Raw genomic sequence first — 13618 nt, forward strand, 5'->3', positions numbered from 1 at the left:
TCACCGGCCGCCGCGAACACCCCCGTCTCGACCTCAGGCCGCGGCGCACCCACCCGCACCGCGTGGGTGCCGGAGTCTTCCACGACAGCGGCCGAGGTGACCCCGTTCAACTCCGTGAGCTCGGTCGCCGCAGCGTCGAGCGACGTCGTCAGCGTGGGCGACACCCCGTCGCCCGGCGCCTGCACCGCGACCTCCCGTGCGGCGACGGTGTCGAAATCGCTCGACACCTGCACGCTCGCGGACGACGCCAGCCCCAGTGTCGTCAGTGCGAGTGCCAGGGGGACCGCGAGGGCGGCGACCAGGGCCAGGGTGCGACCAGGGCGACTCGTCACGTTGCGCCAGGCGTCGCGAACGAGGTCGCCGAACCGCACGGTCGAGGCGCGGCCCGGGGGATGCGGTCCGCTGACGGGCGGGTGGCGGCGTGCGCCGTCCTCCCCCACGGGTGCACGCCGCGACCCATCGGACACCACCCGCCCGTCCGCCACCCGCACCCGCCGGTCCGCCCGCTCGGCGACCACAGCGGAATGCGTCACCACGATCAGGGTCGTGCCCGACCGCCGCACCTCGTCGAACAGCTCGAGCACCGCGGCACTGTTCTCCGAGTCCAGGTTTCCCGTCGGCTCGTCCGCCAGGAGGATCGGTGTCCGCGCCGCCATCGCCCGCGCGATCGCCACCCGCTGCCGCTGCCCGCCCGACAGCACGCCGGGACGGCTCTGCGCGAACTCCCCGAGCCCGACATCCTGCAGCGCGCGCAGCGCGAGCCCACGCCGCTCGTCGCGGTCCACGGCCCGATAGTGCAGCGGCAGCTCGACGTTCTCGACCACGGTGCGCCGGTCGAGCAGATGGAAGCTCTGGAAGATGTAGCCGAGCAGGTCCGATCGGGCCGCGGCAGCAGCACGATCGGAGAGCCCCGCCACATCGTCCCCGTCGATCAGGTAGCGGCCGGACGACGGACGGTCCAGGAGTCCGACGATTCCCAGCAGCGTCGACTTCCCCCCGCCGGACTCGCCCTCCACGGCCACGTACTCGCCCTGCGCGAAGACGACGTCCACCCCGTCGAGCGCCACGACCGGCGGCGTCGTCGGGAACACCCGCGAGACACGGTCGAGCGACAGCGTCGGCACTACTGCACCCGCACTTCGTCGCCCGCGTCGAGCTCGCCGTCGTCGACCGCCGTCACCGCACTCGTGCCGTCCAGAGCCCCCCGCTCAGAGACCGCGACCTCGACGAACCCGCCCTCCCTCGCGACGAGCACGTAGCGGCTCTCCCCGCGCGACAGGACGGCGCGGGACGGCACGAGCAGCGACTCCTCCGCCACGATCTCCCGCGTGATGCTGACGAGCCCCTCTGCTCCGGCCTGCTGCGGGCGCTGGCTCGCGTCGGTGTACGCGAACAGCACGTCGAACGAGCTCTCGCCGTCCTCGTTCTCGACCTCGACGATGCGCAGCAGCGTGAGCGCGACCGTGGTCGAGCCCGCGAGCATCGTGGCCGACATCCCCTCCTCGAGTTGAGCGGCGACCGCCGGGACGACCGTCGCCTTGACCACGGTCTCTCCGGACGACGTCACCACGGCCGCCTTCTCGGGCAGCGCGCCGGTCGCCGGGATCGCCAGCACCGCGGCTGGAAGCTGCGGCACCACCAGAAACGCGGCAGCGGGCGCCGACACCACCTTCGTGGACGGAGGAGCCGGCGTCGCCGGGACCACCGGAGCGGCATCGCCGTCCGTGGCATCCGCCGCCGGGTCGACCAGGGGCACCGCGTAGCCGTTCGCCCGGAACAGTCCGGCCACCGCCTCCGCGGTCGCGCGTCCGAACGCACCGTCCGCCGTGAGCGCATAGCCCGCCGCGATCAGGCCGTTCTGCAGCTGGAGGACGTCGCGCCCCGTGTCGCCCGTCTTCATGTCGCGGAAGAAGGGGAACGACCCGGGCATCGCGAACAGGGGTTGGTTGTTCACCTCCAGCAGCAGCGTCCCCGCCGAGGCCTGCTGCCCCGGTGTGACGGGAGACAGCGTCACGCTCCCGCCGCCGTCCGGCGTCGGCACCGCGGTGGAGATCTCATCGACGTTGGCGACGGTGCCCTGGGCGTTGATCACATCGGCGAGCTGACCGCGGACCACCGTCGCGGTGATGAGGGAGGGATCGGGGGGCTGAGCGGCCGCGTCGATCTGCGCGGGAGACCGGAAGACGAGCGCCGCCGCCCATCCGCCGGCGAACAGGGCACCGGCAACCAGCACGGACGCCGTGATCAGGACGACGCGACGTGACCGGCGGGGGACGGCGGCCTCCTTCACCATCCGGCCGTCACTCCGCCGTCGCGAGCTCGGCGATCGTCGCGTCGATCTCCGCCGACACCGTGGCGACCTTCGCCCGCAGCGACTCGAAGGCCTCCGCGTTCTGCTCGTACGACGCGGCCTCCCGCTCCCACAGCGCGTCGTAGAACGCCTGCTGGAAGCCCGACGACTCCCGGCAATCCACATCCTCCAGCGCGAGCCGCACCTCCTCACGCGTGATGTCGCCCGTGCTCGGGTCGTCTCCGCTGAGGGGGCTCGTGGTGAACCGTTGCCGCACCGAGTCGGACGGCATGTCGATCGGAAGGGCGGGAAGATCCTCCACACCGAGGGGCACCATGCACTCGTTCCACCGATCGGCCGCTTCCCTCACGGCCGGGTCGGCCAGGGCGCCCTCGAACGCCGACCCGACGAACATGGAGGAGAAGTTCATCATGTCGGAGGAGTACCCGGGGATCCGCCCCTGCAGCTCGGCCGAGCACTCGTCGCTCACCGCGGCGGTCGCCGCATCGAGGTCGGCGGTGCGATACGCCTCCCACGGCAGCACCTCGAGGGGCAGCGCCTCCTGCGGGAGGTGGTATCCGTACGTGCTCGCGACCTCCTCGGTCAGCGCGGAACGCGTGGTCTCGCGGCCCTCGTAAGCGCTGTCGAAGTCGACGTACGGCACCGGCAGCGGCGTGCCCTTCTCCTCCAGGCATTCGGCGATCACGAGCGCACCCGCGTAGGCGGCCTTCTTGAGCATCTTGTCGGTCAGGACGTAGGGGTCCAGCGGCAGCGTCCACGCGGAGATGTTCTTCTCCACGCTGCCCGTCGGCGTCTGTTCGGCGGCGGGGGTGTCGGAGACGCAGCCGGTGGCGGCTGCGAGAGTCGCAGCCGCCACCAGCATCGCGCCGCCGAGACGAAGGTGTTTCGACACGGGTGAACGCTCCAGGGGTGAGGGGTCAGATGAACTTCGCCGACGCGGGATCCCACGTGACGCCGTACACGAGGCCCGAGTTGTTCTCGATGTTGCCGTCGCCCTGACGCCGATGTCCTTACCGCGAGCTTTCAGTGTGCGCGCGGATCGGGGCGTGCACGGGAAGCCCTTTTGCACGAGTGCCGTGTTCCTTACACGGCTTCTCCGGAGGGTCGCGACGGCCGCCTCTCAGCGCGCGGCATCCCACATTGTGTACGACACCACGCCGGCCGGCAGACCCTCCAGCGGCGCCACGAGCTCGCTCTCCACACCGACGATCCGGCCCGACTCGACGGAGATGAACGCGGTCTCCACCCGCTCGGGCACCACCGAGGACACCTGCACGCCGATCACGTCGCGCCCCAGGCGGTCGGTCGTCTCGCCCCGCACGGTCACGCCCCCTGCCTCGTCGAGCAGCTCCAGCAGCGCCGCGTGCTGGGCGTCCGTCAGCGTCCAGTACTGCAGCAAGCCGGTGATCGCGGCCAGCAGCTCCCCGGACGACGACGCCGACGTGGCCCCGAATGCACCGAGGGCCGCGTCGAGCTCGGCGCGCGAGCTTCCGGAGAGTCCGGCGACCGCGGTCGGCAGAGCGAACTCCTCCGGTGACAGGGCCACGGTGTCGATGAGCTCGCCGGGCGCGTACGGGCTCGCGGCGATGCCATCCGGACGCTCGCCGTCGGGCCAGTACGGCTCCCCCGCGACGATGGTCGAGACGGTCGGCTGACCGGGACCCCACTCCAGGGTGATCTCCTGGGGCACGACCTCGACGTGCTCGTCCGCCAGGTCGACGCTCCAGTTCCACGACACCGAGTGCACGACCGGGGCCTGCGCGACCGCGGCGTCGACCATCAGGGTGCGCTCCGCGTCGGCGAACACCTCCGCCGCGGTACCGGCTGCCGTGTAGTGCAGGGCGGGCGGGGTGAGCGCCACCGCGGGTTGCGTGGGCACCAGCACCGACACCGCGACGACCGTGGCAGCCGCGACGGCCGCTGTCGCCGTGACCACTCCGGCCCACACCAGGGCCGGGCGGCGGCGGCGCCTCTGCGGGCGGTAGTCGCCGCGGATGATGCCCTCGCGGATCGCGATCTCGGCCGCGGTGAGGCCGCTGTCGTCGGTCGTCCGCGGCGCCGGGTTCGCCGCACGGAACAGGCGGTCGAGCTCGGTGTCGGAGATGTTCATCGCGCCCGTCCCGTCTCGAGCTGGGCGCGCAGCTTGGTGCGTGACCGCGTCAGGGTGGTCCACACGGCTCCGGGGCTGGTGTGCAGCGCCTCGGCCACCTCACCGGCGCTGAGCTCGTCCCAGTACGTGAGCACCACGACCTGCCGCTCCCTGGCGCTCAGCGACCGGAGGGCGCGCCGCAGCGCCAGTGCCTCCATCGGGTCGAGCGGCTCGGCCGGGTTGCTGAGCCCGCGCGTGAGCGCGTCGATGGCCCTGTCGCGGGACCGCGCACGCCGGCTGCGATCGCGCAGCTTGTTGTCGGCGGTGCGCAGGAACCACCGCAATCCCATGGGGCTCGCGGGGTCGAGTTTGCGCCAGGCGATCAGGAACACCTCGGCCGTGAGCTCCTCGACCTCCTCGGCGTCGTCGATGAAGCACTCCAGGTGGCGGTGGATGCGGGGCCAGTACTGGTCGAACAGCTGTCGGTACACCACCGCCTTCGTGCCGGCGCCGTCGTGCTCGGCCGCGCGCGACGTCGGCCGAACGCGGCCGGGCGCCACGCGCAGGAAGCCGGCGGCGTCGCCGGAACCGGGCGCCGCGACAGCGAGCGCGAGCGGGTGCGTGAACGTGAAGCGGAACATGCGCCCCTCCCTCACGCCGCGATCCGGTGTGAACAGGGTAGCGGCATGATCAGAACAGGCAACGGAGGTTCGTGACCGCCCCGACGACGTTCGCCGTGACCCCCGCGCCCGCCGACGCCAGCACCGTGCTCGCGGCATTGCGGGCCTGGACGGTCCCGGAGGAGCGGGCGTTGGCGATCGAGCGCACGGTGCTGAGGCCGGCGGTGCTGACGATCGAGCAGACGCTGAAGCTCAACCGCGTTCCGCCGCGGTTCGGCTCCGAGTAGGCGCAGTACTGTCCGGTCGCACAGCTGCCCACGGCCCGCTGGTATGGCGACGGGACGGTGAGTTGCATGCCGAGATCGGGCCACTCCGCGGTGTACGCGTCCACGGCGACGCCCCCGGGGACGTGCTCGAGCGCGTAGACGACATCCTGGTGGAGACTCTCGTCGGCGTGGGCGGGGGCGAGCGATCCCCCCACGAGCAGCGCCGTCGCGGCGAGGGTGACAAGGAGCTTCGTCTTCATGCGGACCGTCCGGGTGTGGAGGAAGGGGTGTGCCTCCAATCTCGGGTGTCGCCGCCGTCCCCGTCGACCGCCGACCGCGCCTTGCCGCTCCGGGGAGTTCCTTACACACTTCTTTCCGGCCGCGACCCCCCCGTCAGCTGAACAGGATGAGGACGTACACGGCGAAGGTCGCGAGGTGTGCGGCGCCGTGCATCGCCGTCACGCGCTTCGCGGAGAAGGTCGTGACCGACAGCAGCAGCGTGACGCCGAGCATCAGCAGGTTCGCGGGCGACTCGGCCAGCACCACCGTCTGCCCCGTGAGCATGCCGATCACCAGCACCGCGGGGATCGTGAGCCCCACGGTCGACACGAGCGCGCCGTGGCAGAGGTTCGTGACGCGCTGCGCCTCACCGTTCAGGGCGGCCCGCACGGCCGTGATCGACTCGGGCAGGAACACGATGCCCGCGATGAGGAGCCCCGCGAGGGCCACGGGCGCCCCGACCCTGGCGAGACCGTCGTCGAGCAGCGCGGCCATGTCGTGCGACAGCAGCACGATCGGCACCACCGTGACCACGAGCAGGAGCAGCCGCGTCACGACCTCGGTGCGATGCGCGGCGAGCACCTCCCGGATGCCGGGGCGCGGCTCCTCCGTACGAGCCGCGGTCCGCAGTCGCTCGTCGACCTCCGTGAAGTCCTCCGCCTGCGCGCCCATCTGCCGGAACAGGAAGAACGCGTACAGCGCGAGCGTCAGCACGATGATCGGGATCTCCTGCCCCACCGTGTACGCGCCGTCGTCGCCGATGAGCCCGGGCAGGGCGATCCCGAGCGCCACGAGCACCACCAGCATCGCCAGGTACGCCGACGTGCCGGTGCGGTTGTGCGCCATCCCGCGGTGACGCAGCCCGCCCAGCAGCAGCGCGAGCCCGATCACGAGGTTCAGGATGATCATCGACACGGCCATCACCGAGTCGCGGGCGATCGTGGCGTGCTCGCCGGGACCGAGCATGACCGCGGAGATCAGGATCACCTCGATCAGCACGATCGACAGGGTGAGCACGAGCGAGCCGTAGGGGTCGCCGAGCCGGTGCGCGAGGGCCTCCGCCTGCTTCACTACGCCGAACGCGCACACCAGGATCACCGCGACGATGCCGACGAGCGCGACCACCAGGAGAGGCCCGGGCACGGGCGGCGCGAGCAGCGGGTGGGCGAGCAGCAGCGCACCGAACGCACCCCAGCCGAGCACCACGCGGACCACATCGACGGGGGTGACCAGCTGCCTGATCGACGGTCGGCTCATGGTCGGCTCCTCGCCGGTCGGCCTCTCCCTGGACATGACGACTCCCTCATGAGTCAGTCGTCGTGTGCGGGTACTGCTCCCTCGTCCGCCGCCCCGGTGACCGGGGACACTCCCAGGGTAGCGGCGGAACCGCAACAGCACCTGTGCACGCGCGACCCACCGACGCGGCGGCCGTCGAACGGTCAGACGGTGATGCGCGGACGCCGCGGGATCCAGCAGGCCACGCGGTCGCGGTAGGCGCGGAAGTCGGCACCGAACCGCGCCTCCAGGTCGGCTTCCTCCAGTGGTCGCACGAGCGCGTTCCACACCAGCGACCCGCACAGGGCGTACAGCACCACGAGCCACGAGCCCGCCATCAGGCCGACCGCCACGCCCTGCGCGATGCCGCCGACCGCCATCGGGTTGCGCACGAAGCGGTAGGGCCCGGCGACCACCAGCCGCCGGGGCATCGCCGAGGGCAGGGGTGTGCCCTCGCCCTGCACCGACATGGAGGCGGCCGACCACATCGACAGCGCGAACGCGAGCGCGAACAGCACCGCACCGGCGATGCGCACGGCCACGGGGAACGGCACGTGCAGCCCCCACCGATGCTCGGCGACGACGATCACGGCGGGCAGGGCCACCAGGAACACGGCGGAGAACACGAGGATCTGCACGGCCGTGCGGGACAGATGCGCCACGGGCCGGGCGGTCGCCGCGAGCCGGAACCGGAACGGCCCCCGCAGCAGCCACTCGGACGGAACCCGGCCGGTGAGCACGAGCACGGCAGCGCCGATCGACCCCAGCGCCGCGGCCGCCATGAGCAGCGCGCCCCATCCGGCCGCGCCCGTGACGGTGGCGTACAGCGCCATGCCGGCCGCGACCAGGGTCGTCCAGCCGGTGGCCGACCACACCGCGGCGCGCAGTCCCGCCGCAGCGAGGGCCGACCCGAGCACGAACAGCGGGATGTCGAGCAGCGCGACGAGCGGCGCGTCGAGAGAGCCGAGGGTCGCGGTGCGGATGCCGGGCGACACGAACACCGCGATCCACCACGCGGCGCCGGCGAGGGCCTGCGCTCCGAAGAACAGACGACCCCAGGAGCGCGGCGACATCCGGCGCCACAACTCCCCCATGCGGTCAGTCTAGGTCAGGCCGCGGCTCCCGCCGGCGGTGTCGCGTCAGCTCTGCGGGGCGTCGTTCCAGGACCAGATGTCGTCGCCGCGCAGCACCGCGTCGGCCCCGCCGTCGCAGTAGATCGTCTGACCGGCCATGTGCGTGTTCGCCGGGCTGGTCAGCCACACCAGCAGTTCTGCGATGGACGACGCCGGCTGGTGGTAGTTGAGCGGCATCGGCACGGCGGCGTCCACCTGCGCCAGGCCCTCGGGCGACCCGAGCAGACCGGCGGTCATAGCGGTGATCACGGTGCCGGGGGCGACGGCGTTGAGGGGGATGCCGGCTCCGGCCCACGCGGGCGTCACCGACTCGCGGCGCACCCACCGCGACACCGCGCGCTTGCTCGACGAGTAGTTGAGGAACCCGCCCTCGGGGGTCGCGGCGAGCCGGTCGCCGATCTCCAGCGCGCGGGCCTCGTCACCGGCCAGGGCGGCGTCGACGAGCTCAGCGGACACCGGCTGCAGCGACGCCATCGACGACACCACGGCCGCACGCGGAGTATCGGCCAGGCTGAGCGTGGGGCGCAGGGTCTCCAGGAACTCGGTCACGCCGAAGAAGTTGATCGCCATGGTCTTCGCGATGGGGGCGGCGATGCCGGCGCACGCGATCACGGCGTCGATGCTGCCGTCCGCGGCTTCGATCGCGGCTTCCGCGGCGGCGATGCGGCCGTCGTGCGTGGAGAGGTCGCCCGCCACTTCGGCGCCGGCGAGGTCCACACCGATGACGGTGTGCCCCTGGGTGCGCAGCAGCGAGGTGGTGGCGGCTCCGATTCCGGATGCCGAGCCGGTGACGACGTAGGTGCGGGTCATGATGATTCCTCCTGGATGGACGGTGCCGACGGCGTGCCGGCGAGGGCGAAGACGAAGCGCGTGAGCTGGTGCCGGAACGCGGAGATCTCGTCGGCGTCCCAGCCGGCGAGGGCGTCTGCCACCAGGCGGTGACCGGCGTCGACCAGGCGTGCGTAGGCCTGCTCGCCGGCGGGTGCGAGGCGCACCTCGACCGTGCGGCCGGTGCGGATCGGGTCGACCACGCCCTGCGCGGCCATGCGGGCGACGAGCTTCGACGTGGTCGGGCGCGACATCGAGGCGTGCTCGGCGAGGTCACCGAACCCGAGTGCTCCCCCGTGGAGCCCGAGCAGGTACACCGCGCGGATGGCGGTGGGGTCGAGGGCGACGCCGACGCTCTCGGCCACCTGGGCCTGCACGTCGCTCTCGCTCCACGCCGACACCACGTTCACGAGGGCGACGTGGATGTCGGCGATGCTCTGGGCGTTCGCCATGCCCTCAGTCTACGCCTTTTGTTGCTTGAGGCAACTGTTCTCGGTCACGTACCCGGTCGAGCCCGAGTCGTCCACCAGCACATACGGCACCACATCGGCGGAGCTCCCGCGTCCACGACGCCAGTGCCGCTCCCGGCCGTCGCCGTACTCCAGCACGATCGCGCTCGGCACAGCACCGGCGGGAGCCACCACGTAGGAGCTGCCGCCGAGACCCGACGACCGCAGTTGCACCACGATCCCGCCGTCGTTCGGTCGCGGAGGTGTCGTGTGCAGATCCATCGGGGTCACCGGCAGTGCGTACTCGCCGCGCACCTGCAGCACCGCTGCGCCGGCGGCGCGCGGGCCCAGCGGCCTCACTCCGCCGCCCCGATGCGCGCAGCCCATGCGGCCGTGTCCCGCACGCCACGGGCGTCGAGGTAGGCGCGCACCGTGTCGTGCACGAGCCGGATCTCAGCCTCGTTGCCCATCGCGGCCTGCATCGTGCCGACGTCCGGGGTCGGCTTGCCGTCGATGCGCTCGAGCGCCTCCCAGACGATGTCCTCGCGGGCGCCGCGTCCCAGGGCGTGCGGCATCGAGGTGAAGCGGATGCCGGGGCGGGCGGCGGGTCGTGACTCTTTCATGCGTGTTCCTCTCTCGTCCGGAGGGCAGGCTCGCGCGGAGGGGCCGGCGGCCCCTGGCGGCGCGCACGCCGGAGCGGGGGTCTCGCCCCCTGTGCGGTCGTGCGGTTCTGCGGCCCGCGGTGCTCCCCTGATCACCGTCGAGTGCGGCGCGGGAGCCTCGGTCTGGCCGTCCGGTTCCCTCCGACCGTAGCACGTTGTTTTGAGTCATTCAAAACAACGGATACCGAGCGGTGTGTCGTCTCAGGCGCTTCCGGACAACACCCGAGCGACGTACACCGCCGACGCACGCGACGCCCCGAGCGCCAGCACCGCCCGACCCGCGCGCACATCACCCTCTGCGGGCCACCCCGCATACACGACCACGGCGTCGGGGCGCACGGCGAGCACCGCATCGTGCACGGCCGCCTCGAACGGACTGCTCTGCGGCTGATTCACCAGCAGCACCACCTCCTCCGTCCGGTCCGCGGCGACCGCGGCCGCCCGTGCGGCAGCCGCCGTCGCATCGAGTCCCGCGAGCGATACGCGCTCCACCGGCATCCGCTCCCGCAGCGCCACGGTGAAGAAGTCCGACGCCTCCCCCACCGCGACACTGCGCTTCGTGCGGGCGTCGACCACCGTGGCCGACGCACTGCCGAGGTGCACATCACCGACCACCGTGGCCGCGCGGGCGACGAGGTCTGCGCCCTCGAAGGCCGCCGGGCGCTCGGCGTCGTCCCCGTGGTCGCGGCGCCAGGCCGAGAGCTCGGCGAGCCGCGCCGCCGCCTCCTCCGCGCGCGCGACAGGCAACGCGCCCGACCGCAGCGCCTCGTACACGGCGTGCAGCACCTCCTCGAACTCGACCTGGTCGGTGCGCTCGCCGCCGACCTGCGGGTTGAGGGCGGGGTTGCCGATGCACACGAGGTCTGCGCCCGCGGCGAGGGCCCCGACCGCGCCGGGCCCCGAGCCGACCGTGCCGCGGATCGCCGCCATGTCGACCGCGTCGGTGATGAGCACCCCGTCGAAGCCCAGGTCGCGGGCCAGGCGCAGGCTCGTCGGGTTGAGGGTCGCCGGTGTGTCGCCGAGCGCGGGCACGCGGATGTGCGCCGTCATGAGGGTCTTCGCGCCCGCCTCGATCGCGGCGCGGAACGGCGGCAGATGCACGGCGTGCAGCTGTTCGAGCGTCACATCGGCGGTCGCCGGCGCCAGGTGCGAGTCGGTGACGGTGTCGCCGTGACCGGGGAAGTGCTTGGGGCACGCGGCGACCCCGGCGGACTGGATCCCCCGGACGGCCGCGGCGGCATGGCGGGCGACGACGTCGGGGTCGGCGCCGAACGAGCGGACGCCGATCACGGGGTTGCGAGGGTCGGCGTTGACGTCGACGGTCGGCGCCAGGTCGACGTCGATGCCCGCGGAGGCCACGAGCCGCCCGGTCCAGGCGGCGACGCGCTCGGTGAGGTCGATGTCGTCGAGGCGGCCGAGCACCGCGTTGCCGGGCGTCGATGAGCCCGCGGCCGCTTCCAGGCGCGTGACGATGCCGCCCTCCTCGTCCACGCCGATCAGCGCTCCGGGGTGTCGTCCGTGGATCTCCGCCGAGAGCGCGCGCGGCTGATCCGGGTCGGCGGGATCGAGGTTCTGCGCGAAGTACACGACGCCGGCGAGACCGTGGTCGAGCGCTCGCCGGAGCCAGTCGGGGGCGGTGCGTCCGGCGAATCCGGGCCACAGCAGGCTGTGGGCGAGGCGGCTCAGGGCGGGGTCGCGCAGCGCGGGCATGAGCATCTCTCGGTCGAGGGCGGCCTGTTCACGACGAAACTAAACTACGAACGCACGACCGTCAATGAAAATTCATGACACCAGCGCGCACGCCCGGATGACCGCCTGCACCACCACCGGCACCTGCTCCGGCGTGAGGCACTGCGGATTCAGTGCGATCTCGTCGCCGTCCACGCCCACCACGACCGCGGGATCACCGGAGCGCAGACGCTCCGCAACCGCCGCTGCCGTCGCGTGCAGCGGCCGTACGGAGGCGCGCGGGATCGAGGCGGGCTGGATGCCGGGGCGCTCCAGCACGTGGCGCCGCACGCGCAGATCCACGCACCCCGCGAGCCCCGCGACCAGCTCCGACACCATCCGCTCCCGGGCTGCCTGCTCCGCGGCCTCATCCCGCCGAGCGAACAGCTCGACCGCCGCCACCAGCCCCACGATCGTCTCCTTGTCGGTCTTCATCCCCCGGGCGACACCGTGGTGCGGATAGGCGACGGCCGCGCACGCGGCCACCAGCTCGCGCCGACCGAGGATCATCCCCGACGACTGCGGCCCACGGACCTCCTTGCCACCGCTGAGCACCACGAGGTCGGCACCCTCGTCGAGCATCTGCCGCACCAGCGCCCGCGGCGGCACCTCGGCGGCGGCGTCAACCACCAGCGGGATGCCGTGCTCGTGCAGCACCGCGGCGACCTCCGCGAGCGGCGGCGAGCCGGGCAGCGACCGGGCCTCCGCCATCCACAGCAGGAGCGCGGTCCGGTCGCTGAGGGCACGGCGCAGCTCCTCCACGCTCGCCCCCGTCGCATCCTCCACCTCGACCACGCGGGCACCCGCGACCGCCACCGCCGTGTCGTAGCGGTTGCGATGGCCGCGCAGCATCAGGCACTCGTCCGGCAGTCCGGAGGCGCGCGGCAGCCGGGCGCGCAGCTCCGGGTGGTCGCGGGTCATCGCGGCGGCCGTGGCGACCGTGAGCCCCGCGGCCGCTCCCGCGGTGACACAGGCGGCCTCCACATCGAGCGCGGCGGCGATGCGTTCCCCCGCCCGAGCTTGGAGGGCGTGCAGGTCGACGAAGGCCCCGGCGGCCTCGCGCATCGCGTCGAGCACCTCGGGCGCCAGGAGCGAGCCGCCGACTGCGGTCACCGTGCCCCACGCGTTGATCAGCGGTCGAAGTCCCAGGTCGCGGTAGACGCTCATGAGCGCACACGCTAGCGCCTCGATCGCTTCCGGCGGCCGTGCCGTCACCCCGACCGCTCCCTCGCGAGACGCCGTTCCCGACCGGCCGGCGGCGACGGTTTTTTTGCCGCTCAGCAGGAAATTTGACTTCTATGCCGTTCCGGGTATGGTCAGGGGTTACGCCAGCCACGAAAAGGGGAAGCGCACATGTCCGGAAAGTCCACCCAGGGTCGAGCGAGCAAGAAGGCACCCCAGCTCTCGCTCAAGGAGAAGCGGGCCGCCAAGAAGGCCAAGAACGCTCCAGACGAGTTCCTCAAGCCCCGCAAGGGCGCGAAGGGCTGAGGACTCCCCGGACGGCGGCATCGCGGCGGACGCTGCGGATGCGCGTCCGAGAGGTGCGCCGGATACCCGCGCGACGAGGTGCTGTCAACGGCCCTCCCCTCGTGCGGCAACCGGCGCACCCTGGACGTCTCATCCGACGAGAGGAGCACGCCATGGCGCACGACGAGGGCCACCTGAACGATCCGGAGCGCATGCAGCCGGAGGAGGAGGATCGCGTCGAGTCCGGCGCGGAGCCCACCGACCCCACGGATCCGTCCCCCGATGCCGGGTCCACCCGACCCGGTGCCGGTCCGATCTCGGAGCACCTCGCCGAGCGGGGCGGGGACGACACCGACCTCATCGAGAACGTGCCGGCGGGCGGTGCGGGGGCCGACGCGGGCGCCGGGCAGGCCGCCCGCGTGGATCCGTCATCCGACGCCTCGGTGCCGGACGAGTCTGAGCACAACGACGAGCCCGGCATCGGCACTCGTCGCGCGGAGGACTGAACACC

Annotated in this window: 16 protein-coding genes; 2 read left to right on the plus strand and 14 right to left on the minus strand. The window is 72.5% G+C overall.

What is annotated here, in order from left to right; translation table 11 throughout:
• The 14 genes from ACWGQ1_RS00005 to ACWGQ1_RS00070 all read right to left on the minus strand — a co-directional run.
• A partial coding sequence (locus ACWGQ1_RS00005; RefSeq protein ID WP_452312098.1) for an ATP-binding cassette domain-containing protein occupies positions 1-1124 on the minus strand: 1124 nt, incomplete at its 3' end.
• A complete protein-coding gene (locus ACWGQ1_RS00010; protein ID WP_168443065.1) occupies positions 1124-2293 on the minus strand; it encodes a peptidoglycan-binding domain-containing protein in 1170 nt (389 codons plus the stop codon). The genes ACWGQ1_RS00010 and ACWGQ1_RS00005, both read right to left, overlap by 1 nt.
• A 7-nt stretch (positions 2294-2300) precedes the next feature.
• A complete protein-coding gene (locus tag ACWGQ1_RS00015; RefSeq protein WP_168387128.1) occupies positions 2301-3203 on the minus strand; it encodes a hypothetical protein in 903 nt (300 codons plus the stop codon).
• A 228-nt stretch (positions 3204-3431) separates the two neighbouring features.
• Positions 3432-4421, minus strand: coding sequence for a hypothetical protein (locus tag ACWGQ1_RS00020; protein ID WP_136035613.1), 990 nt, complete (start codon positions 4419-4421; stop codon positions 3432-3434).
• Positions 4418-5041, minus strand: a complete 624-nt coding sequence (locus ACWGQ1_RS00025) for a sigma-70 family RNA polymerase sigma factor (protein ID WP_452312099.1) — start codon at positions 5039-5041, stop codon at positions 4418-4420. The genes ACWGQ1_RS00020 and ACWGQ1_RS00025 overlap by 4 nt, the downstream gene beginning before the upstream one ends.
• 49 nt (positions 5042-5090) lie before the next feature.
• Positions 5091-5546: a peptidase inhibitor family I36 protein gene (locus ACWGQ1_RS00030; protein ID WP_136033282.1), complete on the minus strand. Its 456-nt coding sequence runs from the start codon at positions 5544-5546 to the stop codon at positions 5091-5093.
• A gap of 133 nt (positions 5547-5679) precedes the next feature.
• Positions 5680-6822: a calcium:proton antiporter gene (locus tag ACWGQ1_RS00035; protein ID WP_452312100.1), complete on the minus strand. Its 1143-nt coding sequence runs from the start codon at positions 6820-6822 to the stop codon at positions 5680-5682.
• Between the two features lie 182 nt (positions 6823-7004).
• Positions 7005-7934, minus strand: a complete 930-nt coding sequence (locus ACWGQ1_RS00040; RefSeq protein ID WP_240753085.1) for a methyltransferase family protein — start codon at positions 7932-7934, stop codon at positions 7005-7007.
• A gap of 45 nt (positions 7935-7979) precedes the next feature.
• Entirely contained in the window at positions 7980-8783 is an 804-nt protein-coding gene (locus tag ACWGQ1_RS00045) for an SDR family oxidoreductase (RefSeq protein ID WP_452312101.1), read from the minus strand.
• A complete protein-coding gene (locus ACWGQ1_RS00050; RefSeq protein WP_452312102.1) occupies positions 8780-9253 on the minus strand; it encodes a MarR family transcriptional regulator in 474 nt (157 codons plus the stop codon). The genes ACWGQ1_RS00045 and ACWGQ1_RS00050 overlap by 4 nt, the downstream gene beginning before the upstream one ends.
• Before the next feature lie 9 nt (positions 9254-9262).
• Entirely contained in the window at positions 9263-9610 is a 348-nt protein-coding gene (locus ACWGQ1_RS00055) for a hypothetical protein (protein ID WP_136036217.1), read from the minus strand.
• A complete protein-coding gene (locus tag ACWGQ1_RS00060; protein WP_136036216.1) occupies positions 9607-9873 on the minus strand; it encodes a hypothetical protein in 267 nt (88 codons plus the stop codon). The genes ACWGQ1_RS00055 and ACWGQ1_RS00060 overlap by 4 nt, the downstream gene beginning before the upstream one ends.
• A 240-nt stretch (positions 9874-10113) precedes the next feature.
• Positions 10114-11622: a glycoside hydrolase family 3 N-terminal domain-containing protein gene (locus ACWGQ1_RS00065; protein ID WP_452312103.1), complete on the minus strand. Its 1509-nt coding sequence runs from the start codon at positions 11620-11622 to the stop codon at positions 10114-10116.
• Positions 11623-11694: 72 nt separating this feature from the next.
• Positions 11695-12807, minus strand: a complete 1113-nt coding sequence (locus tag ACWGQ1_RS00070) for an aminotransferase class V-fold PLP-dependent enzyme (RefSeq protein ID WP_452312104.1) — start codon at positions 12805-12807, stop codon at positions 11695-11697.
• A 186-nt stretch (positions 12808-12993) separates the two neighbouring features.
• Here ACWGQ1_RS00070 and ACWGQ1_RS00075 point away from each other — a divergent pair, with 186 nt between their 5' ends.
• Together ACWGQ1_RS00075 and ACWGQ1_RS00080 are read left to right on the plus strand one after the other, a co-directional pair.
• On the plus strand, positions 12994-13128 hold the full coding sequence (locus ACWGQ1_RS00075; protein ID WP_275089379.1) for a hypothetical protein: 135 nt from the start codon (positions 12994-12996) through the stop codon (positions 13126-13128).
• A gap of 152 nt (positions 13129-13280) precedes the next feature.
• Positions 13281-13613 carry a hypothetical protein gene (locus ACWGQ1_RS00080; RefSeq protein ID WP_452312105.1) on the plus strand — a complete coding sequence of 111 codons (333 nt, stop codon included), beginning with the start codon at positions 13281-13283 and terminating at the stop codon, positions 13611-13613.
• The last annotated feature ends 5 nt before the right edge of the window (positions 13614-13618 follow it).

The sequence above is a fragment of the Microbacterium sp. NPDC055599 genome (assembly GCF_053618975.1).

What these genes read in the sequence shown, in the direction of transcription:
- ACWGQ1_RS00010 (WP_168443065.1), bottom strand. Translation starts at nt 2,293, where the DNA reads ATGGTGAAGGAGGCCGCCGTCCCCCGCCGGTCACGTCGCGTCGTCCTG.
- ACWGQ1_RS00020 (WP_136035613.1), bottom strand. Translation starts at nt 4,421, where the DNA reads ATGAACATCTCCGACACCGAGCTCGACCGCCTGTTCCGTGCGGCGAAC.
- ACWGQ1_RS00025 (WP_452312099.1), bottom strand. Translation starts at nt 5,041, where the DNA reads ATGTTCCGCTTCACGTTCACGCACCCGCTCGCGCTCGCTGTCGCGGCG.
- ACWGQ1_RS00030 (WP_136033282.1), bottom strand. Translation starts at nt 5,546, where the DNA reads ATGAAGACGAAGCTCCTTGTCACCCTCGCCGCGACGGCGCTGCTCGTG.
- ACWGQ1_RS00035 (WP_452312100.1), bottom strand. Translation starts at nt 6,822, where the DNA reads ATGAGCCGACCGTCGATCAGGCAGCTGGTCACCCCCGTCGATGTGGTC.
- ACWGQ1_RS00040 (WP_240753085.1), bottom strand. Translation starts at nt 7,934, where the DNA reads ATGGGGGAGTTGTGGCGCCGGATGTCGCCGCGCTCCTGGGGTCGTCTG.
- ACWGQ1_RS00045 (WP_452312101.1), bottom strand. Translation starts at nt 8,783, where the DNA reads ATGACCCGCACCTACGTCGTCACCGGCTCGGCATCCGGAATCGGAGCC.
- ACWGQ1_RS00050 (WP_452312102.1), bottom strand. Translation starts at nt 9,253, where the DNA reads ATGGCGAACGCCCAGAGCATCGCCGACATCCACGTCGCCCTCGTGAAC.
- ACWGQ1_RS00060 (WP_136036216.1), bottom strand. Translation starts at nt 9,873, where the DNA reads ATGAAAGAGTCACGACCCGCCGCCCGCCCCGGCATCCGCTTCACCTCG.
- ACWGQ1_RS00065 (WP_452312103.1), bottom strand. Translation starts at nt 11,622, where the DNA reads ATGCCCGCGCTGCGCGACCCCGCCCTGAGCCGCCTCGCCCACAGCCTG.
- ACWGQ1_RS00070 (WP_452312104.1), bottom strand. Translation starts at nt 12,807, where the DNA reads ATGAGCGTCTACCGCGACCTGGGACTTCGACCGCTGATCAACGCGTGG.
- ACWGQ1_RS00075 (WP_275089379.1), top strand. Translation starts at nt 12,994, where the DNA reads ATGTCCGGAAAGTCCACCCAGGGTCGAGCGAGCAAGAAGGCACCCCAG.
- ACWGQ1_RS00080 (WP_452312105.1), top strand. Translation starts at nt 13,281, where the DNA reads ATGGCGCACGACGAGGGCCACCTGAACGATCCGGAGCGCATGCAGCCG.